This window comes from Novosphingopyxis sp., from assembly GCF_965218915.1.
Lineage (GTDB): Bacteria > Pseudomonadota > Alphaproteobacteria > Sphingomonadales > Sphingomonadaceae > Novosphingopyxis.
The window spans coordinates 1,389,393-1,409,327 of sequence record NZ_OZ244708.1; the positions used below are offsets into that span (position 1 = coordinate 1,389,393).

Consider the following 19,935-nt stretch of genomic DNA (forward strand, 5'->3'; position numbering starts at 1 on the left):
GACGTCCCCTCCTGTCCGCGCAAGAGCGCCCGGTTCGAAAGGACCGGGCGTTTTCATTGGTCCATATCGCTGCTCGACAGGGCACGCGCGCTTTGCAACAAGGCGGGACTTCGAAAGCCGATAGCGGGGCGTCTCATGGATTTCATTTCTATCCTGTCGATTTTCATATTGGCCTGCTTCGTCGGCTATTACGTCGTATGGTCGGTCACCCCGGCGCTGCATACCCCGCTGATGGCGGTGACCAATGCGATCTCCTCGGTGATCGTGGTCGGCGCGCTGATCGCCAGCGCCGCGGCGGCGGTGCCGGGCGCCAAATGGCTCGGGCTTGCCGCGGTCGTGCTCGCCAGCATCAACATCTTCGGCGGTTTCGCGGTGACCGAACGCATGCTCGCGATGTACAAGAAGAAGGAGCGCAAGTGATGGGCGCGCTCCTGACGTCCGCCGCCGCCGCGCACGGTTCGGTGAACCCGTGGGTGGCGCTCGCCTATCTGGTGGCCGGCGTGTGCTTCATCCTCGCGCTGCGTGGCCTCAGTTCGCCGGTGAGCGCGCGCAGGGGCAACCGTTATGGCATGGCGGGGATGGCCATCGCCGTCGTTACCACGCTGGCAACGCACTTCACCGCCGATATCTGGGAAATCGCCGTCGCGATCGCGATCGGCGCGGTCATCGGCATCGTCACCGCGCGGCGCATCGCCATGACGGCGATGCCGCAGCTCGTCGCCGCCTTCCACAGCCTCGTCGGCCTCGCCGCCGTACTGGTTGCGGGCGCGGCGTTTATGAACCCGGACAGCTTCGGCATTTTGGGCGCGAACGGAGAAATCCTCGGCGTCAGCCGGATCGAGATGGCGCTCGGCGCGGCGATCGGCGCGATCACCTTTTCCGGCTCGGTGATCGCGTTCCTGAAGCTCAACGGCAATATGTCCGGCTCGCCGATCCTGCTGCCCGCGCGGCACATCATCAATCTCGGCGTGCTGCTCGCGATCCTCGTCCTCGTGGCGCTCTACACCGCGGCGCCGGGAATGGGCGCGGGCGACGGCTTCTACTTCCCCCTCGTCGTACTGCTCGCCTTTGCCATTGGCTTCCTGCTGATCGTCCCGATCGGCGGCGCGGACATGCCGGTCGTCGTGTCGATGCTCAACAGCTATTCGGGCTGGGCCGCGGCGGCGATGGGCTTCACGCTCGGCAATACCGCGATGATCATCACCGGCGCGCTGGTCGGCAGCTCGGGCGCGATTCTCAGCTACATCATGTGCCGCGCGATGAACCGCAGCTTCATCAGCGTGATCGCGGGCGGCTTCGGTGCGGAAAGCGGCGGCGATGGCAGTGGCGGCGAAAAGATCGACCGGCCGTGGAAACGCGGCAGCGCGGAAGACGCCGCCTTTCTGATGCAGCAGGCCGAGACCGTAATCATCGTGCCCGGATACGGCATGGCGGTGGCGCAGGCGCAGCACGCGCTGCGCGAAATGACCGATATGCTGAAGGAGAAGGGGGTTTCGGTCAAATTCGCCATCCATCCGGTCGCGGGCCGCATGCCGGGCCATATGAACGTGCTGCTGGCCGAAGCGAACGTGCCCTATGACGATGTGTTCGAGCTGGAGGACATCAACAGCGAGTTTGCCCAGGCCGACGTCGCCTTCGTGATCGGCGCGAACGACGTCACCAACCCCGCCGCCAAGACCGACAAGACATCGCCGATCTACGGCATGCCGGTGCTCGACGTGGAAAAGGCCAAGACCGTGCTGTTCATCAAGCGGTCGATGGGCGGCGTGGGCTATGCGGGGGTGGACAACGAGGTATTCTACCGCGACAACACGATGATGTTGCTCTCCGACGCGAAGAAGATGTGCGAGGAGATCGTAAAGGCGCTGGGCTGAAACAGCGGGCGTACGGGGTTGGAATATTATGCGTAAAATCGGTCTCATCGGTGGGATGAGCTGGGTTTCCACCGAAACCTATTATCGCCGCATCAACAGCCGCGTGCAGATCGCGCGGGGGCATGATTTCTCCGCGCCGATGGTCGTGGAAAGCCTGGACTTCAACGGGCTGATCCGCACCACCGATAAGGAAGCGTGGAAACAGGCGGCCGAAATCCTGAGCGATGCTGCCAAGCGTCTCGAAGGGTCAGGCGCAACGGCGATCCTGATCGGCGCCAATTCCATGCACAAGGTTTACGATGAGGTTGCCGAGGCGGTGTCCGTGCCGGTGATCCATATCGCCGATGTGATCGGGGTCAAGATGAAGGCCGACGGGGTGCGGAGCGCCGCGTTGATCGGTACCCGCAACGTCATGATCGAGCCTTGGTATCGTCAGCGCCTGATCGAACATGGCGTTTCGCTGCTGCCGCCCGACATGGCGCGCGTCGATGAAATCGACCGGATCATCTATGACGAGTTGATGAAAGGCGTGGTCAAGCGGGATGCCGAGCGCACGCTCAAGACGTTCATCACCAATATCGACAAGACCGGTGTGAAGGCGATCGTGCTGGGATGTACCGAGCTTGATCTGATCGTCGACACCAATGCCAATATCCTGCCGATCTACGACAGCACGAAGATCCACGCCGATGCGGCGGTGGACTGGATATTGGAGCGATAGAAGAGCCCCCCGGGGCGCTTCGAAGATCAGCCCAGGCGCGTCCAAGTCTGCGATTTGCAGAACGGTCCGATGCAGCCTTTCACCTGAAGTTTGCCGGAAGACTGACGCTGGAGCAGCGAGCGGTAGGTCTTGCCCTTCTTGGGATCGTAGATTTCGCCGCGCCACTCGTCGCCGTCTTCCTTGAAACCGGTGAGCACCGGGAGGCCGAGCAGCTTGCGGCTACGCTTCGACCTATCCGGATTGTGGACATCGCGCTGATCGACGCCCTGCGGCGGGGTCTTGATAAATTTCACGAGCTTGCCGCATAGGCTCTGTCCGCACGGAGCGATTTCGATCACCGCATCCTTGTCTTCGGTAACCCATTTGCCGGTGACCGGTTGGGCGGCGAAAGCCGGGGCGGTGACCGCGATCAGCGCGATGGCGGCGAGGGCTTTCAAATTCTTCATCGCGTCCACTCCGTTCGAATTCCGCATGATTTCTAGCGAATGCCCAATGTCTTAGGGATGAACGGAGCCGGCGAACGCCTGTTCCCGTCGGTTTCACAGATGGAAGGCGTCGGAGATCGAACAGGCCGCCGGACCCAGGATGACGATGAACAGCACCGGCAGGATGAACAGGATCAGCGGAACCGTCATGATCGCTGGTAGGCGCGCGGCCTTTTCCTCGGCGCGCATCATGCGCTCGTTGCGGAACTCGGCCGAGAGGACCCGGAGCGCGGACGCGAGGGGCGTGCCGTATTTCTCGGTCTGGATCATGGTCGTCACCACGCCCTTCACCGCGTCGAGGTTGACGCGATAGGCGAGGTTCTCGAACGCCATGCGCCGTTCGGTGAGGAACCCCAATTCGATCGCGGTGAGGGAGAATTCGTCGCCCAGTTCGGGGTAGCCGCGGCCCAATTCGCGCGCGACGCGGCCGAATGCCGCATCGACGGTCAGGCCCGCCTCGGCGCAGATCACGAGCAGATCGAGCGCGTCGGGAAGACCCTTGCGGATCGCGTCGGAACGTTTGTTGATGGCATTTTTGAGGAAGATATCCGGCGCCTTGTAGCTTCCGATCAAGGCGATGGCAAAGGTGCCGAAGCGTTTCAGTTCCGACCAGTCGGCCAGCCCGCCGAAGCCGTAGATGAACAGCGCCGCGCCGCCGCCGATCACGATCGGCAGCACCATGCGCGCGAAGATCACCGCAACGGCGAGTTCCTTCGAGCGCCACCCGGCCTGCGCCAGCTTCTGCTGAACTTCCTTGAGCTGGCTATCCTGCAATACTTTGAGCCGCGACAGGATCGCGCGCATCTGATCGGTGGTCTCGTTCTTCTTGACGAGCGAGGCGCGCTTCTTGGCGGTCGAAGCGGTGATGCCGGCCTTCAGCTGCTCGCGCCGTTCGTTCAGCGCCTTGACCCGCTTGGCCATGGGATCGCTGACCGTCACCGCGGCATAGATCGCGAAGAACACCGCCAGCGTGGCCACCCCGGCCAAAATCGTCGCGACGTAGAATATGTCGACGCCGAGCAGCGTTGGAGCGGAGGTAGGTTCCATCGTCAGTCGATCCTCAAATTTCGAAGCTGACCATCTTGCCCATGATAAAGGCACCGATGGACATCCAGATCAGGCCGCCGATCCCGGCGACGATGAGGCGATCTTCGTAGAAGAAGCCCTCGAGGTAGCCCGGGTTCATCCAGTACACGATGCCGAACACGAAAAAGGGCAGCGAACCGACGATATAGGCCGAAGCTTTCGATTCGGAGCTCATCGCCCGAATTTTCAGCTTCATCTGGGCACGCTTGCGCAGCACATCGGCCAGATTGCCGAGGGTTTCCGCAAGGTTGCCGCCGGTTTCGCGCTGGATGGCCAAAGTGATGACAAAGAACTGGAATTCGGCCGTGCCGAGGCGCGAGGCGACATCCTGCAACGCGTCCTCCATGGTGTGGCCGATGCGCATCTTCTCGGTAACCAGCTTGAATTCCTCGCCCACCGGACCGGGAATTTCCTTGGCGACAACGGTCAGCGTCTCGCCGATCGGCAGGCCGGATTTCAACCCGCGAACGAGCAATTCGAGCGCGTCCGGAAAATTGGTGGTGAATTTGGTGATGCGCTTCTTGATCATTCGCCCGATTACGAAATGGGGCGCTCCGAGACCTGCGATCACACCCAGAAACAGGCTCAAAAAGGCCGGAGCTCCGCGCAGCATCAGCAATAGAAAGGTGGCCGCGAACAGCGCGCCACAAACCAGCAGATATTTTTGAAGGGTAATATTCTTGCCGGTCTGCTGGAGCCGGAGGATCAGCTTGTCGATGCGGCTGCTGCCCTTGCCCCCTTTCGGGCGGCGTTGCGCCGCAACGGCTTTGCGCATCTGCTTTTCTAAGAGTGCTTCATCGCTGTTGCTGTGGCGAAGCTTGACCGCCGTCAGCCGGCGCGAGGTGGCTTTGCCGATGCTGGGACCCGCAAATGCCATCGCAACCATGCCCAGCATGATCACCATGGTCGCGGCGAACATCATCATCTGTGTGCTCATCTTGCGGTCCCGCTAGGTTGCGTTCGATGGGCGCGACCGGAACCGCACCCGAATTGGCTCAGGCCTTGGTCTTCGATGGCAGCAGCGAGGCGAACGAGAAGCCGCTCTTGCTCGCGCCCTTTTGCTTTTTACCCTTCACAGGTTCCGCTTCGGCCTGATCGAGTTCCTGGGCCTGACCGACCAAATGATCGGCGATTCCCTTGATCGCGCTCGACGCCTTGCTGGCACGGACCGCCTCGACGATCGGCTTGCCAAGCTTGGAGGCCTGCGCGGCAGCTTTGGGATCGGACGGCACGATGAAGTCGATCTTGTGTTCGACCGAGGATTCAAAGTCCTTTTTGCTGATTTCCAGCGCCGAGCTATGCACCTTGTTGGCGACCAGGATCAGGCGGCTCTGCGGCGCATTGGATTTTAGCCAGGCGAGCAGCCTGATGGTGTCGCGCGCTGCCGCAAGTGTAAGCTCGGTGACCACGACATTGACCTGTACGTCATGCACCAGATGCGGATAGTTTATCAGCATGCTCCGTGGCAGATCGATGATCGTCGCCTCGAATGCGCCCCGAAATTCTTCCTGCAGCTGGAAAAAGGCGGTGCCGTCGGTCATGATCGGATTGCTGATCGGCGCTTCGGCCGAAAGCAGCGACAGCTTGTCGTTCGCCTTGATCATGGCGCGCTCGATGAACAGACCGTCGATGCGGCTGGGATTGTCGATCGCGTCGGTCAGGCCGCGGCCCGGCTCGAGATCGAGCGATAGCGCGCCGGTGCCGAAATGTACGTCAAGATCCAGGAGAGCGGTAAGCCGCCCGATTCGGTCGCTCAGCAACCAGGCGAGCGAAGTGGCGATGGTCGATGCACCCACGCCGCCGCGCGTGCCGATGATCGCGGTCGAGATGTGGCTGTGCGCGGCGCCGTCATCCTCGGCCTTGGGCGCGTTCAGCATGGTCTGTGCCTGCGTGATCGAATCGCGCATCGCATCCGGGCTGAACGGCTTCAGCAGATAATCGTGCAGGCCGCTGACCATCAGATCGCGATAGAGCCGCACATCGTTGATCTGACCCACGGCGATTACCACCGTACCGGGTTCGCATACCTCGGCGAGGCCGTTGATATCGTTGAGCGGATCACCCGATTCGGACAGGTCGACCAGCAGGATATTGGGGCTGGCCGAAACAGACAACGACTGGATCGCGTTGCGCAATCCGCCCTTGTTCACCTTTTCCGGTGCCCAGCCCATATCTTCGCAGACCGAGCGGACGATATCATAAGTGTTGTCATCGCAGACGAAGGCAGCGAACGCATCGCGCGCGCCCCCACCGGCTTTCCAAGGTGCGTTCATCAGTTTCCTCCCGAGCTGCCGGCATTGCCATTGCGCCAGGCCTCGACGGGGCGGACGGCCCGCGAACTGTCATGGCCATGATCGTCCTGCCCGCGAACCAAATCCTCGGGGTCCGCGATCATCGCGGCGAGGTTGCTGTTGGTGGCGCAGCCATAATTGCTGTGATTGCCGCCGTCATAATTGGCCTCGCTCTTCTTGCTCCAGTCGGGGCAGGAGGGAACGCTCGCGGTCGAGCGGGTAAGCACGACGCGGACGGTGCCGGGCACCACGGCGCCGGCCGTCACCGGAGCCGTTTGCGCCACCTGCACGTCAAAGTCCGCCGCGACGTCGGCCACCGCGGCCTCGGTCGATGCATCGCCATAGCCCGATCCGTAATCGATCGCCACGCGGTCGCCATAGCCGGCGCCGAGCGAGGTCATCCATTCACCGAGACGTTGGCGTTCGGCGGGGGCCAATCCGCCCCCGGCGTTGAGGTCGATTGCGTAATTGGCGCGCGTGACCACCGGCTGATGGACCGAATACACCGTGCGATTGATGTGATTTCCGCTGCAGGCGGCGAGCGACAGACCGAGCGCGGCGATGGTGAGCTTGGGCATGATGTGCATGTGGTAAAAGCCTTTTTGCCTGTCCGAAATCATTCGAAGCTGAAGCCGGGTGCGGCGCCGGAGTCATCGTTGCCGGCTCGCGCCGATGATGGCGGCGCGGAGTCTCCGACGACCGGACCGGCCGGCGCCTCGGGTGCGATCGTCGGCATCGGGCGGGTGGCGCCGCTGACGCCATCGGATTGCCGGTTGAGCAGCAGACGCTGCGCGTCGTTCGGGCTCTGATAGCCATCGGTGGGCAGCACGATCTCGTGATCGGAGACCGGCTCGACGAGATAGGGCGTGACGATGATCATCAATTCGGTCTCGTTGCGCCGCCAGCCATTCGATTTGAACAGATTGCCGAGGATCGGAATGTCGCCTGCGCCCGGCAGCTTTTCAACCGAACTGGTCGAGCTGTTGCTGAGAAGGCCCGCGATCATGAAGCTTTGGCCCGAACCCAGTTCGACCGTCGTTTCCGCACGCCGGGTGATGATCGCGGGTATCTCGGTGCCGCCGAAGCGCACGGCGCCGACGCTGGAAATGTCGGACACTTCCGGGCGGACGCGCAGCGAGATGCGGCCGTTGGCGAGCACCGTCGGCGTATACTGGAGCTGGACGCCGTAGTTGCGGAATTCCACGCTGGTCGATCCGAGGCCGTTGCTGATCGGGATCGGAAACTCGCCGCCGGCAAGAAACTCGGCGGTTTCCCCCGAAACCGTGGTGAGGTTCGGCTCGGCGAGGGTGGAGATCAATCCTGCCGTTTCCGACAGGTCGAGCGCGGCGGCGACGTCGAGGCCGAACAACCGGCCCGCCGCCTGGAGCACATTGGTGCCGCTCGGGATCTTGAAATTGTAATTGGTGCCCCCGCCGGTCACGAACCTGCCGGTCGATGGATCGAAGGGCAGGCTGATGCTGCCCGCCGGAAGGCCGAATTGCGAAGAGGCATCCAGCACGGGGAGGCCCGCTGTCGAGGAGTCGCCGATATCGACGAAATCGCGTCCACGCGTCACGCCGAACAGGAAGCCGCCACTGGTATCGCGGGTGGCGAGGTTGCCGTTGATCTGCTTGGCGAGCGAACGGCTGACTTCGGCGATGCGCACGCGCAGATTGACCTGCAGCGGCGTCTTGGTGCGGATGCGGCTGACGACCTGGCTGGTGTCGCCGACGAACGCCTGGACGAGGCGCTCGGCCTCGGCCGCATCCTCGGGATTGGCGACGGTGCCGGTGAGCAGCGTCACGCCGTTCAGACTGTTGGTCTGGAGCGTCGCCTCCGGCATCGCCAGCTGAAGCATCTGATCGATCGTCTCGATGTTGCGGCCGGTACGGATGATGGCGCTGTAGACGGTCTTGCCCGCGGCATTGGTGGCGTAAAATGTGGTTTCGCCAGTCGCCTTGCCGAACAGATAGAGCTGGCGCGGGTTGGTGACCTGCACGTCGGCGATGCTCGGATCGGCGACGAAAACGTCGGTAATGCTGGAGGGCAGGTTCACCTGCTCGCCGCGTCCCACCGAAAGCGTGACCGTTCGGGTCGGCCGGTCGGTTTGCTGGGCGGCGGCTGGGGCCGAAGCCAGCAAGGCCGGCGCGGCGATGGCGGCCGCGGCGAGCGCGAGCAGCGCCGAGCCGGATCCCATGCGAAGAAACGTGATCATCTGCTTATCTCCGCTCGAACGTGACGGTGGTGGAGCTGTTGCCGCGAGCGACATTGACGACCGGGCCCTTGGCCTCCTCGGCCTCTTTCTCGATCTCTTTCTTCTCCGGCGCGGTCTGCGGCGGGATGCTGCGGCGCTGGAAGCGCGACACGTCGCCACCGGTCGAATAGCTCGACTTGCCGTCGATCGGCCGCTGGGCGAGGCTGCGAAGCACGCGCTCCTCTTCCTCCGGATCGTTGGTGGCCGGTACCTTGATCGAGCCGGACGCGATCGCTTCCTCCAGATCGGCGGAACTGTCGGCGAGCGAGCGCAACGACAGGCTGATCGTGCCGATGGTCTGGGCCACCGTGACCTTTTCCGCGATGCGCGGCGTCGCCTCGAGCGTTACCAGCTGATAACCGGTCGCGATGGTCTTGCCGTTTTCGTCGACGGTCGGTTCGGTGCGCTGATCGGTGGCGAGCACGCGCAGGTTCCGGATGATCGTCTCGGACACCTTGAGCGGCTTGTTGGTCGAATTCTCGACCGCCACGCCGTCGACATTCTGCGTCAGGACGAGGTCCACGCGGTCGCCGGGAAAGATGAAGCCAGCGACTCCGGTCAGGCCGGACACGGGGACCGTGACCGCCCGCATGCCGGGGCCGAGCGCCGCGGCGAGGAACCCGCGGTCGCCGGGCGAAACCAGCGCGCCCTGGGTGATCGGTTCGCCGGCGGTAATCGCATGGCGAACCACGGTGCCCGGCAGCGAGCTGATATCCACACCGCCCTCGGCACCTTCGACGAAATAAGCCTCGGTCACCATCTCCGCGGGCCAGGGCTGATAACGAAAACTGTCGGCGGTGATGATCGTGCCGACCGGCATGGCGCGGGTGGCGACGAGCACCTTGGGTCCGGTCGGCTGCGCGGCCGCCTGCGTTTCCGGCGCCGCCGATCCCATGAAAAGGCTTCGTGCCATGAACGCGGCGATGGCTGCAACGAACAGCGCGCCGACGAGCAAAATCAGTTTTCTCTTGTCCATGACGCCTAGTGTCTCCCTGAAGGCCCCTTTCGGTCAGCTTGGACCCATCAGCCAAACTGGTTAAAATATCGTTCACCGCATATGATCAGACCGGCCATCGCGATGGCGACTCCATAGGGTATGCGTGCCTGGCCCGGCCGCTCGCGCAGACGATGTTCGAACCAGAAAATTGCGGTCACCGCCACGCCCAGCAATGTCGCGTAGAGCAGCATGCGGGTGGTGATCACCCAGTCGAACCACAAAGCCAGCGCGGTGAACAATTTCACGTCGCCGCCGCCCATTACGCGCAGATAGAAAAAGACGGAGAACAGGAGGAACACCAATATGGCCGCGATCAGATGGACGACCATGTCCGGCCACAGCTGCTGACCGGTGGCGATCCACCATAGTGGCGCGCCCACGGCGATCGGCAGCACGATCTTGTTGTAGATCTTGCGATCGCGGATGTCGGTGACGATCGTCACCAGCAGCGCGATTGCCAAGGCTGCGAGCAGACCGTAAGCGAAGACTTCCCCTGTCATTTCCCACGCATTAACCAGCACTGCTTGCCAAATGGTAACCATCGATCGCAGAGCCATCCCCGACGCCGCCGTGGAAAGCCGCTGGCAAGCTGCCGATGGCTGGGACATCCGCCGGATCGACTGGCGCGCGGATAGCCCCAAGGGCTCGATCCTGTTCCTGCCTGGGCGCGGCGACATCTATGAGAAATATCTCGAGACCCTGCACGGATTCTGGGCGGACGGCTGGAGCGTTACTGCGAGCGACTGGCGCGGGCAGGGCGGGTCGGGGCGCTTTTCGGACGAAGCCCATATCGGTCATGTCGACGATTTCGCGACCTGGATCGCCGATCTCGCCGGTTTCTGGAAGCGCTGGAAGGCCGAAACGAGCGCGCCGCATGTGCTGATCGGCCACAGCATGGGCGGCCATCTGGCGCTGCGCGCACTGGCCGAACGCGCGGTCGATCCCGACGCGGCGATCCTGAGCGCGCCGATGCTGGGCATTCGTGCCGGCGGCGTGCCGAGCTGGATCGGCCATGCCTATGCCTGGCTTATGAACCGCATGGGCGATCCGACGCGCGCGGCGTGGAAGGTGAGTGAGAAGCCGGGCGCGTCGGCCACGCTGCGCCACAAGCTCTTGACCCATGACAAGGCGCGCTACGACGACGAGCCGGGCTGGTGGGAGTTGCGCCCCGAGCTGAAAATGGGTCCGGCCAGCTGGGGCTGGGTCGAGCGCGCGATGGCTTCCACGCGGCGGCTCGAACGGCCGGGTATGCTCGAAGCGATCGACACGCCGATCCTGATCCTCGCCACCACCGCCGACCAGCTGGTCGATACCAAACGCATCGTCGCCGACGCCGCGCGGCTTCCCGACGCCGAGTTGAAGCTGTTCGGCGATGAAGCCGCGCACGAGCTCCTGCGCGAAGCCGATCCGGTGCGCGGCCAGGTGATCGCGGCGATCGACGATTTCCTGGAGCGACGGCTGAAGTGAGTCGATACGACGTCGCGATCGTCGGCGCCGGGATTGCCGGGGCCAGCCTCGCCGCCGCGCTGGCGCCGCACCGCTCGGTGCTGCTGCTCGAGGCGGAAGACCGGCCCGGCTATCACAGCACCGGGCGGTCGGCGGCGTTCTGGACCGAAAGCTATGGCGGACCCGGCATCCAGCCGCTCACCAGCGCGTCGTTCGAAGCGCTTTCGGAAGGGGGGTTTCTGAAACCGCGCGGCGCGCTGCATCTGGCGGAGGCCGCGGACGGCGGTTCGGTGGACCGTTTTGTCGGCCAATTCGCCGGCAGCGGTGTGCGGCTGACGCGGCTCGATCGCGCGGATCTGGAGCGCCGCGTGCCCGGCATCCGCCCCGGCTGGAGCGAGGGCGTATGGGAGCCCGATTGCCACGATATCGACGTCGCCGCCCTCCACGCCTCCTATTTGAGGCAGGCCAGGGCGGCCGCGGCGGCGCTGCAGTGCCGCGCCGCTTTGCTCGAGGCGAAGTGGTCGCGTGGCCGTTGGTGGATCGAGACCCCCGCCGGTTCGTTCGAGGCTGCTTTGCTGATCAATGCGGCCGGTGCCTGGGCGGACGAGGTGGCGCTGCGCAGTTCGGTGCGCCCTTGCGAGATTCGGCCCTATCGCCGCAGTATTGCACAGCTGCGGATAATCCCTGACGCGCCCGCCGATCTGCCACTGGTGCTGGGGCTCGATGGGAGCTTCTACTTCAAGCCCGAGCCGGGCGGGCGGCTCTGGCTCAGCCCGCATGACGAAACCCTCGCACCGCCGGGCGATGCGGCACCGGAGGAAATGGATATCGCACGCGCGATCCAGCGGTTGGGCACGGTGGTCGATTGGCGCGTCGCGGCGGTCGAGCACCGCTGGGCGGGTCTCAGGAGCTTCGCGCCGGACCGGCTTCCGGTCATCGGTTTCGCGCCCGATGCGCCCGCGTTTTTCTGGTTCGCGGGGCAGGGCGGCTTCGGCATCCAGACCGCGCCTGCGGCGGCGGCGCTGGCGGCGGGCCTGATCCTGCCAGGACCCGATGCCGAACTGCCCCCCGGAGTCGATCCGCGGCTCTATGCGCCTAACCGCTTTCATCGTCACGGCGGAGCGCAAAACGAAAGGTGACAGAGGTGACAATGCGTATCCGGGGAATTGGGTCGAACCGTGAGTTGTGAGCGACGAGCGGTGCGGTGATATAGTGGAGGACCGGCTTGGTTTCGAACATCGTAAACCGGAACATAGCAGAAACATTCTGCATATGACAGCCTTTTCAGCTATCGTCAGTGCCTCGGTTTCAACTTGCAGCTTCCATCGCCTCCTCCCGCTCGGGCGGGAAAGGATAGGTAGTGTTGGATCAAATCGTCATATATTCCTTCGAATGAGAAATTTCGTTCCCGCATATCTTTCTTGAAGATCAACTCGTCCCCGGCCGCTCAATCCAGCGCGTCGTAATCGGGCTTGGGCGGTCCGGCCGCTTCGTTCGCGGCGTCGCTCGCCAACCGGTCGGCCCGTTCGTTGTCGGCATGGCCGTCATGGCCTTTCACCCAAACCCATTCGATCTGGTGGGTTTCACACGCATCGAGCAGCGCGCGCCACAGATCCTCGTTGCGCACCGGCTTCTTCTGGCTGTTCTTCCACCCGTTCTTCTGCCAGCCGATCACCCAGCGGGTGATACCGTCGAGCACATATTTGCTGTCGGTGGTGACGACGACCTGACAGGGCTCGATCAGCAGCTTGAGCGCCTCGATCGCCGCGGTCAGTTCCATGCGATTGTTGGTCGTATCCGCCTCGCCGCCGGAGAGCTCCTTTTCACGGCCCTTGAAGCGCATGACCGCACCCCAGCCACCGGGGCCGGGATTGCCCTTGCAGGCGCCGTCGGTAAAAATCTCGACCGTCTTCATGTCGATCGATCTCCTGAAAAATTGTTCGCGGCGAAGGGATCGACCGCTTCGCCGTCCATGATCGCGCGATAAAAGTCCAGCCGACGCAGGAACGCAAGGGGGTCTTTGCGCGTCACGAGCGCGTCCGGCGGCGTGGCGATCCAGTCATGGGCGCGGGTGAGTAGGAAGCGCAAACACGCGCCGCGCGCCAGCATCGGCAGCGCCGTCTGTTCCTCGCCGGTCAGTCCGAAACCCGTGCGATAGGCCGTAATCAGGGCCTCGGAGACGGTTTCGTCGAAGCCCATGCCATCGGGCGCGAAGCACCATGCGGCGTGGGTGACGGCCAGATCATAAACGCGAATATCGCGGCAGGCGAAGTAGAAATCGATGATCCCGGTAACCTCGCCGTCCAGCATCAGGACATTGTCGGGAAACAAATCGGCATGAATCGGCGCGTGCGGTAGCGTATCGGGCCATGACCGATCGGCAAGATCGAGCTCCTCATCGATCCGTTTGGCCAGGCCTGGCCGGATTGCATTGAGATCGGCGGCATCGCAGCGCTCTGCCAGTACGCGCCAGGCCCGGCGGTTCATGCTGTTGGGTCGCGACCCTTCGAAATCGGCCAGAGCCGCGTGCATTCTCGCCAGTGCCTTGCCGATGGCGGCGGCCTGTGCCGCATCGGGACGATCCGGCGAAATACCGTTCAAAAAGGCGATCAGAGCGGCGGGGCGCCCCGCGACCGGCTGCACGAAACGGCCCTCGCGATCGGGAATAAACGCCGGGACCGGCAAATCGGCAGCGGCCAGATGGCCGACCAGATCGATGAAAAAGGGCAGGTCGCCTGCGTCGACGCGGTTTTCATAGAGCGTCAGGATGAACCGATCCTTGCTCGTCTCGACCAGGAAATTGCTGTTCTCCACCCCTTCCGCGATGCCCTTGCAGGCGCGCGGGGCGCCGACGTCGTAGCGCGCCAGCAGCGCGGCCAGATCGTCCGGCGACACATGGGTGTAGACGGCCAAGGCGTCAGGCCGCCTCGAGGCTCCGCGGCAGTTTGAAGACCATCCGCTCCTTGACGCTTTCGATCACCTGTTCCTCGACGTCGAAGCGCTCCGCAAGCCGGTCGACCACTTCGCGCACCAGCAGTTCCGGCGCAGAGGCCCCGGCGGTGAGGCCGAGCGTGCCGACCCCTTCCAACCAGGCGAAATCGATATCGCCGCCACGTTGCACCAATTTGGCGTCGATGCCTTCGCGCTCGGCCACTTCGACCAGCCGCAGCGAGTTGGAGCTGTTCGGCGCGCCGATTACCAGCATCAGGTCGCAGGCCGCGGCGATCGCCTTGACCGCTTCCTGGCGGTTCGATGTCGCGTAGCAGATATCCTCGCCGCGCGGGCCGATGATCGAAGGAAAGCGTCGCTCGAGCACGGCGATGATCGCCTTGGTATCGTCGACCGACAAGGTCGTCTGGGTGAGAAAGGCGAGGTTGGCGGGATCGCGGGGCGACAGTTGCTCGGCGTCCTCCTTGGTCTCCACCAGGGTCATATTGCCTTCCGGCACCTGGCCGAACGTGCCGATCACCTCCGGATGACCCTTGTGGCCGATGAAGACGATGTGCCGCCCGGACTGAACCTGCCGCTCGGCCTGGCGGTGCACCTTGGACACCAGCGGGCAGGTCGCGTCGATATAATCGAGACCGCGCTCCGCGGCCTTGTCCGGAACCGCCTTCGGAACGCCGTGCGCGGAAAACACCACCGGCACGTCGTCGGGGACATCGTCGAGCGTTTCCACGAAGACCGCGCCCTTTTCCTTCAATGCGTCGACGACATATTTGTTGTGGACGATTTCGTGGCGGACATAGACCGGCTTGCCGTATATTTCGAGCGCGCGTTCGACGATCGTGATCGCGCGGTCCACCCCGGCGCAAAAGCCGCGCGGCGCGGCGACGAGCAGGCGCAGGGGCAGTCGGGGCGGCAGGCGTTCGGGAGATATCGTCATGGCAGGCGTCCTCGAATGATCGCACGGGGTTCGGCCGGCCAGTCGGCCAGCACGGTTGCACCCCATATATTGGCGGGATATGGGATCGTGAACCCCGGAGTGGCGCGAATCCTGTTGCGCGCCGCTATGAAAGGACCGATCCTTGAAAAAATTCCTCTTCGTCGCTACCGGCCTCGCCTTCGTTCTGGGTGGCTGTTCCAAACAAGGCGACCTCGATCTGTCGAGCGGCGTGGGCGTCAATGTCGTGCGTTCGGGCTGTCCGATCGTCGGCGTGCCGGAGGGGCTGGGCGACATCACCATTTTTCGCGCCGGCGGGGCGCAGAATTTCTCGGATCTGGACGTGGTCGCGAATATTACCGAGGTGCGCGGCAGCTGCAACGACAGCGGCGCTAAAATCTTCAGTCAGGTCGATTTCGACGTGCAGGCGCGCCGTTACGACACACGCGCGGCGCGGGAGGTGAGTCTGCCCTATTTCTCGGTGGTGACGCAGGGCGGCAGCGCGGTGGTCGCCAAGCGGGTCGGCGAAGTGACGCTCCGCTTCGCAGCCGGCCAGGAACGCGCTTCGACCCGCGCCAGCGCGACGGCCTATGTCGATGCCGCCGCGGCCAACCTGCCCGAGGATATTCGGCGGCGCATCACCCGGCCGCGCAAGGCGGGCGATGCCGACGCCGCGCTCGATCCGCTCGCCCAGCCCGATGTGCGCGCCGCCATCGCGCGGGCGACGTTCGAGCATTTCGTCGGCTTTCAGCTGACCGAAGATCAGCTGCGCTACAACGTGACGCGCTAGAGCTGCGGCTTTTGCGGTGACCGGTGGGGGAAAAGTCTGGCCAACGGGCGGGCGCACGGCACTGCTCCTGTTCGCGTTCGTCTGGCTGAGCTGCGGCTATTTCGGCTCCTGGGCGTTCAATCCGAACAATACCACGCGCCTGTTCGCCGCGATTTCGCTGGTCGAGGAGGGCGATGCGACGATCGACCAGTTCCAGCATCTGTCGATGGACCACGCCCGGTTCGGCGATCATTATTACACCGACAAGGCGCCGGGCATGACGATCATGGCGATGCCCGCGGTGTGGATCGCCGACAAGCTCACCGGCGAGCAGTCGATCTATTTTCCTCCCAGTCAGGGGGACATCGGCTTCAACAAATATATGATCCTGAGGACCTGGCTCGCCGCGTTCATGTCCTCCGCGCTGTTGGTGGCGCTCGGCACCGTGGCCCTGTTCTGGACCGGGCTGTCGCTCACCGGCAACCGCGGCGCGGCGCTGTTCGGTGCGCTGGCCTATGCGTTCGCTACTCCGACTTGGGGCTGGGCGACGACGATCTTCGGCCATGCCAGCGTCGGCGCGCTGCTTCTGATCGGCTTGGCGGGATTGCGTTACATCGCGGTATCGCCCGAGCTGGACGAATCGCCGCGTGACCGGAGCGTCGATGGGGCGGCGGCGCTTGCCGCTTTCGCGCTCGGCTGGGCGCTGGTGGTCGAGCATCAGGCGGTGTTCGCCGTGTTCGCCATGCTGGTCTACGGTTTGTGGGCGACTCGGCAGCTGTCGGCCGCGTTGCGGCTGCGGCTGCTGGCGGTGGGCGTGGTCGCGGGGCTGATCGCGCTGGCGCCGTTGGCGATCTACAATCTGGTGGCGTTCGATACGATCTTGCGCGTCGGCTATGAGGGCGTGGTCGGGTTCGAGGGCATGGATCAGGGCGTGATGGGCCTGACCTATCCCAAGCCCGATGTGCTGTGGGAAATCCTGTTCGGCGCGCGCCGCGGGATATTGTGGCTCTCGCCGCTGCTGGTGCTGGCGCCGGTCGGCCTGGTCTGGATGACCCGGCGGGAGGAGCAGCGCTCCGCCGCATGGCTGTGCATCGCCGGCGCGGTCATCTATTTCCTGCTCAACGCGGCTTATATCTATTGGGACGGCGGCAACAGTACCGGGCCACGACACGCCATGCCGGCCATGGCGTTTCTGGGGCTGGCGCTCACCGGTTTCTGGGCGATCGCGCGGCACCCGGCTTGGAAGCTGCTGGCGGCGGCGCTGTTCGCCGTCAGCGCGTTCATCGGCCTGATGATCGCCTCGGCCAACGTCACCGCTTATGCCGGCGAGGCGGATACGCTGCGGGTGGAAATCTATGCCCGGTTCATGGACGGCAATATTCGCGCGGTTCCGATCCAGTGGTTCGACTGGTCGTGGACGGCGGCGATTGCGCTCTATGGTGGGATCGCGGCGATCTTCGCGCTGCTGATCTGGCTTTCGCTGCGCCGGGATGCCAAGGCGGCGGTCTGAGGCTTTCGCCAGACGCTTTCAAACGAGTTGACCCCGATGACGATCTACCAGACCTATTCCGCGCTCGTGAGCGAGGCGCTCGACGCGCTGACTGCCGAGGACGTGCTGCCCGCCGGTCTGTCCCGTGACAGGATGACGGTCGAGCCTCCGCGCGATCCGTCGCATGGCGATCTCGCCTGCAACGCGGCGATGGTGCTGGCGAAGCCCGCCGGCGTGAATCCGCGTGATCTGGCCGAGAAGCTTGCCGAAAAGCTGCGCGCGGTCGATCACGTCCGTTCGGTCGAAATCGCCGGGCCGGGCTTTCTCAACCTGCGTCTCGACGATGCGATCTGGCAGGCCGAACTGCGCGAGATCGCGGCGCGGGGGGCCGATTACGGGCGCTCGGACATGGGCGAGGGCGTGTCGGTCAATATCGAATATGTCTCGGCCAACCCCACCGGCCCGATGCATATGGGCCATTGCCGCGGCGCCGTGGTCGGCGATGCGCTGGCCAGTGTGCTGGAGTTCGCCGGGCATCAGGTTACGCGAGAATATTATATCAACGATGCCGGCGGCCAGATCGATACGCTCGCCCGCTCGGTCCATTTGCGCTACCGCGAGGCGCTGGGCGAGGATGTCGGTACCGTCCCCGAAGGTCTCTATCCCGGCGACTATCTGATTCCCACCGCGCTGCGACTGGCAGACGACTATGGCGGTCGCTTTGCCGCCGCGCCGGAAAGCGAATGGTTGGCGCTGTTCGGCCGCGAGACGGTGACGGACATGATGGCGCTGATCCGCGCCGACCTCGCCCTGCTGGGCGTGCATCACGACGTGTTCGCCTCCGAAGCCGCGGTCCAGGCGAGCGGCGCGGTCGACCGCTTGCTGCAGGCGCTGGAAGAAAAGGGCCTCGTCTATCGCGGCACGCTCGAACCGCCCAAGGGCAAGGTCGTGGAGGATTGGGAGCCGACCGAGCTGCTCCTGTTCCGCTCGACACGGTTCGGCGACGATCAGGACCGCCCGTTGCAAAAGGCCAATGGAGAGTGGACCTACTTCGCCTCCGATTCCGCCTATCATCTCCGGAAGATCGAGGCCTCGGACGAATTGATCGACATATGGGGCGCCGACCATGCGGGCACGGTCAAGCGCACCAGGGCGGCGGTGGCGGCCCTGACCGGCGGCGCGACGCCGTTCGACGTGAAGCTGGTTCAGATGGTCAAGCTGCTGCGCGGCGGCGCGCCGGTCAAGATGTCCAAGCGCTCGGGCTCGTTCGTGACGCTGGCCGAGGTGGTCGAGGAGGTCGGCAAGGATGCGGTCCGCTTCACCATGCTCACCCGCAAGGCCGATGCGCAGATGGATTTCGATTTCCTGGCTGTGGTCGAGGCATCGAAGGACAATCCGGTGTTCTACGTACAATATGCCCATGCCCGCATCCGGTCGACGCTGCGCAAGGCCGAGGCGGAGCTGGGCGTCACACCGTCGGACGCGCATCTCGCCCTGCTTGGCGAGGAAGAGAACGCGCTGATCCGGCTCGCTGCGCAGTTCCCCCGGATCGTCGAATCCGCCGCTTCGGCGCGCGAACCGCACCGCATCGCCTTCTATCTCGGCGACCTCGCAGCGGCGTTTCACGCGTTCTGGAATCTCGGCAATGATCGTCCCGATAAGCGCATCATTATGACACAGGATGCGGATGCCACCGCAGCGAGGCTTTATCTTGCCGCGCAAATCGGGCAAATTATCCGCAACGGGCTCGCTTTGATGGGGGTTGAAGCCGCCGAAAGCATGTAGCGTACCGGATCGCAAGAGGGTCCGTGCGCGAATAGGGGACGAGTGCAATGAGCGACGATGTTAGGCGCGATCTGGATTTGGGTGATGACGATAGTCTGCCCTGGCTCGAGACGGCGGACGAGTATGATCGGTCCGATGGTCCTTCCACCGGCAAGGTGGTGGGTCTGGTGCTTGCCGGATTGGTCGTGATCGCGCTCGTCATCGGCGGTATTTATGCGTTTCAAAGCGGTGAGAACGACAGCGCGGGCAATGGCGATCTGATTGCCGCGCAGGAAGGCGACTACAAGGTCGCCCCCGCGGATCCGCAAGGCAAGATCTTCGAAGGTGAAGGCGACGCCGCCTTCGCCGCGAGCGAAGGCAAGTCGCGCGAAAGTAACGTGGTTCCGGCCAAGGCGGCGGCGCCGCCCAAATCGACCAGGACACCCGCCGCCGCAGGGAAGGGAACTGCGCCCGTTGCTCCGGCAAGCGGGGGTGTGCTGGTGCAATTGGCTGCGCTGGCCAGCGAAACCGCCGCCGAACGGCAATGGACCACGCTGATCGGTCAATATGACTATCTCAAGGACATGCGCCATCGCGTGGTGTCCGCGCAGGTCGAGGGGCGCACGGTCTATCGGCTGAGCGCGGTCTCGTCCGACCGGGCGAACGCCGACGGCCTCTGCCAGCGGATCAAGAGCGACGGCGGCAGCTGCCTGATCGCCAAATGAGCGCCTGACGGTAAAACCGCTGGTGGGATGATTTTGATATGATCCCTTTCGTCATTGCGAGGAGCCGTAGGCGACGAAGCGATACAGTGCTGCAATGGCTCTGGATTGCTTCGCCTGCGGCTCGCAATGACGGAAGAAGCGATGTGAACTG

General features: G+C 64.0%; 20 protein-coding genes. 9 read left to right on the forward strand and 11 right to left on the reverse strand.

All coding sequences use genetic code 11. From position 1 onward, the window contains the following. Window positions 1-135 precede the first annotated feature (135 nt). From ACOQPC_RS06370 to ACOQPC_RS06380, 3 genes are read left to right on the forward strand one after another with little or no spacing between them, the layout of a single operon-like run. A complete protein-coding gene (locus ACOQPC_RS06370; RefSeq protein ID WP_420607798.1) occupies window positions 136-420 on the forward strand; it encodes an NAD(P) transhydrogenase subunit alpha in 285 nt (94 codons plus the stop codon). Continuing rightward, on the forward strand, window positions 420-1,874 hold the full coding sequence (locus tag ACOQPC_RS06375) for an NAD(P)(+) transhydrogenase (Re/Si-specific) subunit beta (RefSeq protein WP_420607799.1): 1,455 nt from the start codon (window positions 420-422) through the stop codon (window positions 1,872-1,874). The genes ACOQPC_RS06370 and ACOQPC_RS06375 overlap by 1 nt, the downstream gene beginning before the upstream one ends. A 28-nt stretch (window positions 1,875-1,902) precedes the next feature. Continuing rightward, entirely contained in the window at window positions 1,903-2,595 is a 693-nt protein-coding gene (locus ACOQPC_RS06380; protein WP_420607800.1) for an aspartate/glutamate racemase family protein, read from the forward strand. Window positions 2,596-2,621: 26 nt separating this feature from the next. On the opposite strand, the gene ACOQPC_RS06385 is transcribed toward ACOQPC_RS06380, so the two are convergent. From ACOQPC_RS06385 to ACOQPC_RS06420, 8 genes are all read right to left on the reverse strand, one after another. Next, entirely contained in the window at window positions 2,622-3,041 is a 420-nt protein-coding gene (locus ACOQPC_RS06385) for a DUF2147 domain-containing protein (RefSeq protein ID WP_420607801.1), read from the reverse strand. 93 nt (window positions 3,042-3,134) lie between these two features. Continuing rightward, window positions 3,135-4,127, reverse strand: a complete 993-nt coding sequence (locus ACOQPC_RS06390; protein WP_420607802.1) for a type II secretion system F family protein — start codon at window positions 4,125-4,127, stop codon at window positions 3,135-3,137. A gap of 13 nt (window positions 4,128-4,140) precedes the next feature. Continuing rightward, entirely contained in the window at window positions 4,141-5,103 is a 963-nt protein-coding gene (locus ACOQPC_RS06395; RefSeq protein WP_420607803.1) for a type II secretion system F family protein, read from the reverse strand. 58 nt (window positions 5,104-5,161) lie between these two features. Continuing rightward, window positions 5,162-6,439 (reverse strand): pilus assembly protein CpaE, encoded by a 1,278-nt coding sequence (locus tag ACOQPC_RS06400; RefSeq protein WP_420607804.1) that lies wholly within the window; start codon window positions 6,437-6,439, stop codon window positions 5,162-5,164. Beyond that, window positions 6,439-7,044, reverse strand: coding sequence for a CpaD family pilus assembly protein (locus ACOQPC_RS06405; RefSeq protein ID WP_420607805.1), 606 nt, complete (start codon window positions 7,042-7,044; stop codon window positions 6,439-6,441). The genes ACOQPC_RS06400 and ACOQPC_RS06405 overlap by 1 nt, the downstream gene beginning before the upstream one ends. Window positions 7,045-7,073: 29 nt before the next feature. Beyond that, window positions 7,074-8,672, reverse strand: coding sequence for a type II and III secretion system protein family protein (locus tag ACOQPC_RS06410; protein ID WP_420607806.1), 1,599 nt, complete (start codon window positions 8,670-8,672; stop codon window positions 7,074-7,076). A 4-nt stretch (window positions 8,673-8,676) separates the two neighbouring features. Next, window positions 8,677-9,687, reverse strand: a complete 1,011-nt coding sequence (gene cpaB / locus ACOQPC_RS06415) for a Flp pilus assembly protein CpaB (RefSeq protein WP_420607807.1) — start codon at window positions 9,685-9,687, stop codon at window positions 8,677-8,679. Between the two features lie 47 nt (window positions 9,688-9,734). After that, on the reverse strand, window positions 9,735-10,208 hold the full coding sequence (locus tag ACOQPC_RS06420) for an A24 family peptidase (RefSeq protein ID WP_420607808.1): 474 nt from the start codon (window positions 10,206-10,208) through the stop codon (window positions 9,735-9,737). 31 nt (window positions 10,209-10,239) lie between these two features. On the opposite strand from ACOQPC_RS06420, the gene ACOQPC_RS06425 reads away from it, so the two are divergent. Further along, a complete protein-coding gene (locus ACOQPC_RS06425; protein WP_420607809.1) occupies window positions 10,240-11,175 on the forward strand; it encodes an alpha/beta fold hydrolase in 936 nt (311 codons plus the stop codon). Then, complete coding sequence (locus ACOQPC_RS06430) at window positions 11,172-12,293, forward strand: NAD(P)/FAD-dependent oxidoreductase (protein WP_420607810.1); 1,122 nt, start codon at window positions 11,172-11,174, stop codon at window positions 12,291-12,293. Before ACOQPC_RS06425 ends, ACOQPC_RS06430 begins: the two co-directional genes overlap by 4 nt. Before the next feature lie 308 nt (window positions 12,294-12,601). On the opposite strand, the gene rnhA is transcribed toward ACOQPC_RS06430, so the two are convergent. From rnhA to ispH, 3 genes are read right to left on the reverse strand one after another with little or no spacing between them, the layout of a single operon-like run. Further along, on the reverse strand, window positions 12,602-13,069 hold the full coding sequence (gene rnhA, locus ACOQPC_RS06435) for a ribonuclease HI (RefSeq protein ID WP_420607811.1): 468 nt from the start codon (window positions 13,067-13,069) through the stop codon (window positions 12,602-12,604). Further along, complete coding sequence (thrB, locus tag ACOQPC_RS06440) at window positions 13,066-14,067, reverse strand: homoserine kinase (RefSeq protein ID WP_420607812.1); 1,002 nt, start codon at window positions 14,065-14,067, stop codon at window positions 13,066-13,068. The genes rnhA and thrB overlap by 4 nt, the downstream gene beginning before the upstream one ends. Before the next feature lie 4 nt (window positions 14,068-14,071). Next, complete coding sequence (ispH, locus tag ACOQPC_RS06445; protein WP_420607813.1) at window positions 14,072-15,040, reverse strand: 4-hydroxy-3-methylbut-2-enyl diphosphate reductase; 969 nt, start codon at window positions 15,038-15,040, stop codon at window positions 14,072-14,074. A 142-nt stretch (window positions 15,041-15,182) separates the two neighbouring features. Between ispH and ACOQPC_RS06450 the strand changes: the two genes are divergently transcribed. Genes ACOQPC_RS06450 through ACOQPC_RS06465 form a run of 4 tightly spaced genes read left to right on the forward strand, consistent with a single transcriptional unit; the run spans window position 15,183 to window position 19,784 of the window. Further along, the gene (locus ACOQPC_RS06450; protein WP_420607814.1) at window positions 15,183-15,827 is read left to right on the forward strand and encodes a hypothetical protein; all 645 of its coding nucleotides are present in this window, start codon (window positions 15,183-15,185) and stop codon (window positions 15,825-15,827) included. Window positions 15,828-15,843: 16 nt separating this feature from the next. Continuing rightward, a complete protein-coding gene (locus ACOQPC_RS06455) occupies window positions 15,844-17,316 on the forward strand; it encodes a hypothetical protein (RefSeq protein WP_420607815.1) in 1,473 nt (490 codons plus the stop codon). A gap of 36 nt (window positions 17,317-17,352) precedes the next feature. Beyond that, the gene (argS, locus tag ACOQPC_RS06460) at window positions 17,353-19,080 is read left to right on the forward strand and encodes an arginine--tRNA ligase (RefSeq protein WP_420607816.1); all 1,728 of its coding nucleotides are present in this window, start codon (window positions 17,353-17,355) and stop codon (window positions 19,078-19,080) included. A 47-nt stretch (window positions 19,081-19,127) separates the two neighbouring features. Continuing rightward, the gene (locus ACOQPC_RS06465) at window positions 19,128-19,784 is read left to right on the forward strand and encodes an SPOR domain-containing protein (RefSeq protein ID WP_420607817.1); all 657 of its coding nucleotides are present in this window, start codon (window positions 19,128-19,130) and stop codon (window positions 19,782-19,784) included. Window positions 19,785-19,935 lie beyond the last annotated feature (151 nt).

Coding starts and splice junctions, on each gene's coding strand:
- ACOQPC_RS06370 (WP_420607798.1), top strand. CDS start 136: ATGGATTTCATTTCTATCCTGTCGATTTTCATATTGGCCTGCTTCGTC.
- ACOQPC_RS06375 (WP_420607799.1), top strand. CDS start 420: ATGGGCGCGCTCCTGACGTCCGCCGCCGCCGCGCACGGTTCGGTGAAC.
- ACOQPC_RS06380 (WP_420607800.1), top strand. CDS start 1,903: ATGCGTAAAATCGGTCTCATCGGTGGGATGAGCTGGGTTTCCACCGAA.
- ACOQPC_RS06385 (WP_420607801.1), bottom strand. CDS start 3,041: ATGAAGAATTTGAAAGCCCTCGCCGCCATCGCGCTGATCGCGGTCACC.
- ACOQPC_RS06390 (WP_420607802.1), bottom strand. CDS start 4,127: ATGGAACCTACCTCCGCTCCAACGCTGCTCGGCGTCGACATATTCTAC.
- ACOQPC_RS06395 (WP_420607803.1), bottom strand. CDS start 5,103: ATGAGCACACAGATGATGATGTTCGCCGCGACCATGGTGATCATGCTG.
- ACOQPC_RS06400 (WP_420607804.1), bottom strand. CDS start 6,439: ATGAACGCACCTTGGAAAGCCGGTGGGGGCGCGCGCGATGCGTTCGCT.
- ACOQPC_RS06405 (WP_420607805.1), bottom strand. CDS start 7,044: ATGCACATCATGCCCAAGCTCACCATCGCCGCGCTCGGTCTGTCGCTC.
- ACOQPC_RS06410 (WP_420607806.1), bottom strand. CDS start 8,672: ATGATCACGTTTCTTCGCATGGGATCCGGCTCGGCGCTGCTCGCGCTC.
- cpaB (WP_420607807.1), bottom strand. CDS start 9,687: ATGGACAAGAGAAAACTGATTTTGCTCGTCGGCGCGCTGTTCGTTGCA.
- ACOQPC_RS06420 (WP_420607808.1), bottom strand. CDS start 10,208: ATGACAGGGGAAGTCTTCGCTTACGGTCTGCTCGCAGCCTTGGCAATC.
- ACOQPC_RS06425 (WP_420607809.1), top strand. CDS start 10,240: ATGGTAACCATCGATCGCAGAGCCATCCCCGACGCCGCCGTGGAAAGC.
- rnhA (WP_420607811.1), bottom strand. CDS start 13,069: ATGAAGACGGTCGAGATTTTTACCGACGGCGCCTGCAAGGGCAATCCC.
- ispH (WP_420607813.1), bottom strand. CDS start 15,040: ATGACGATATCTCCCGAACGCCTGCCGCCCCGACTGCCCCTGCGCCTG.
- argS (WP_420607816.1), top strand. CDS start 17,353: ATGACGATCTACCAGACCTATTCCGCGCTCGTGAGCGAGGCGCTCGAC.
- ACOQPC_RS06465 (WP_420607817.1), top strand. CDS start 19,128: ATGAGCGACGATGTTAGGCGCGATCTGGATTTGGGTGATGACGATAGT.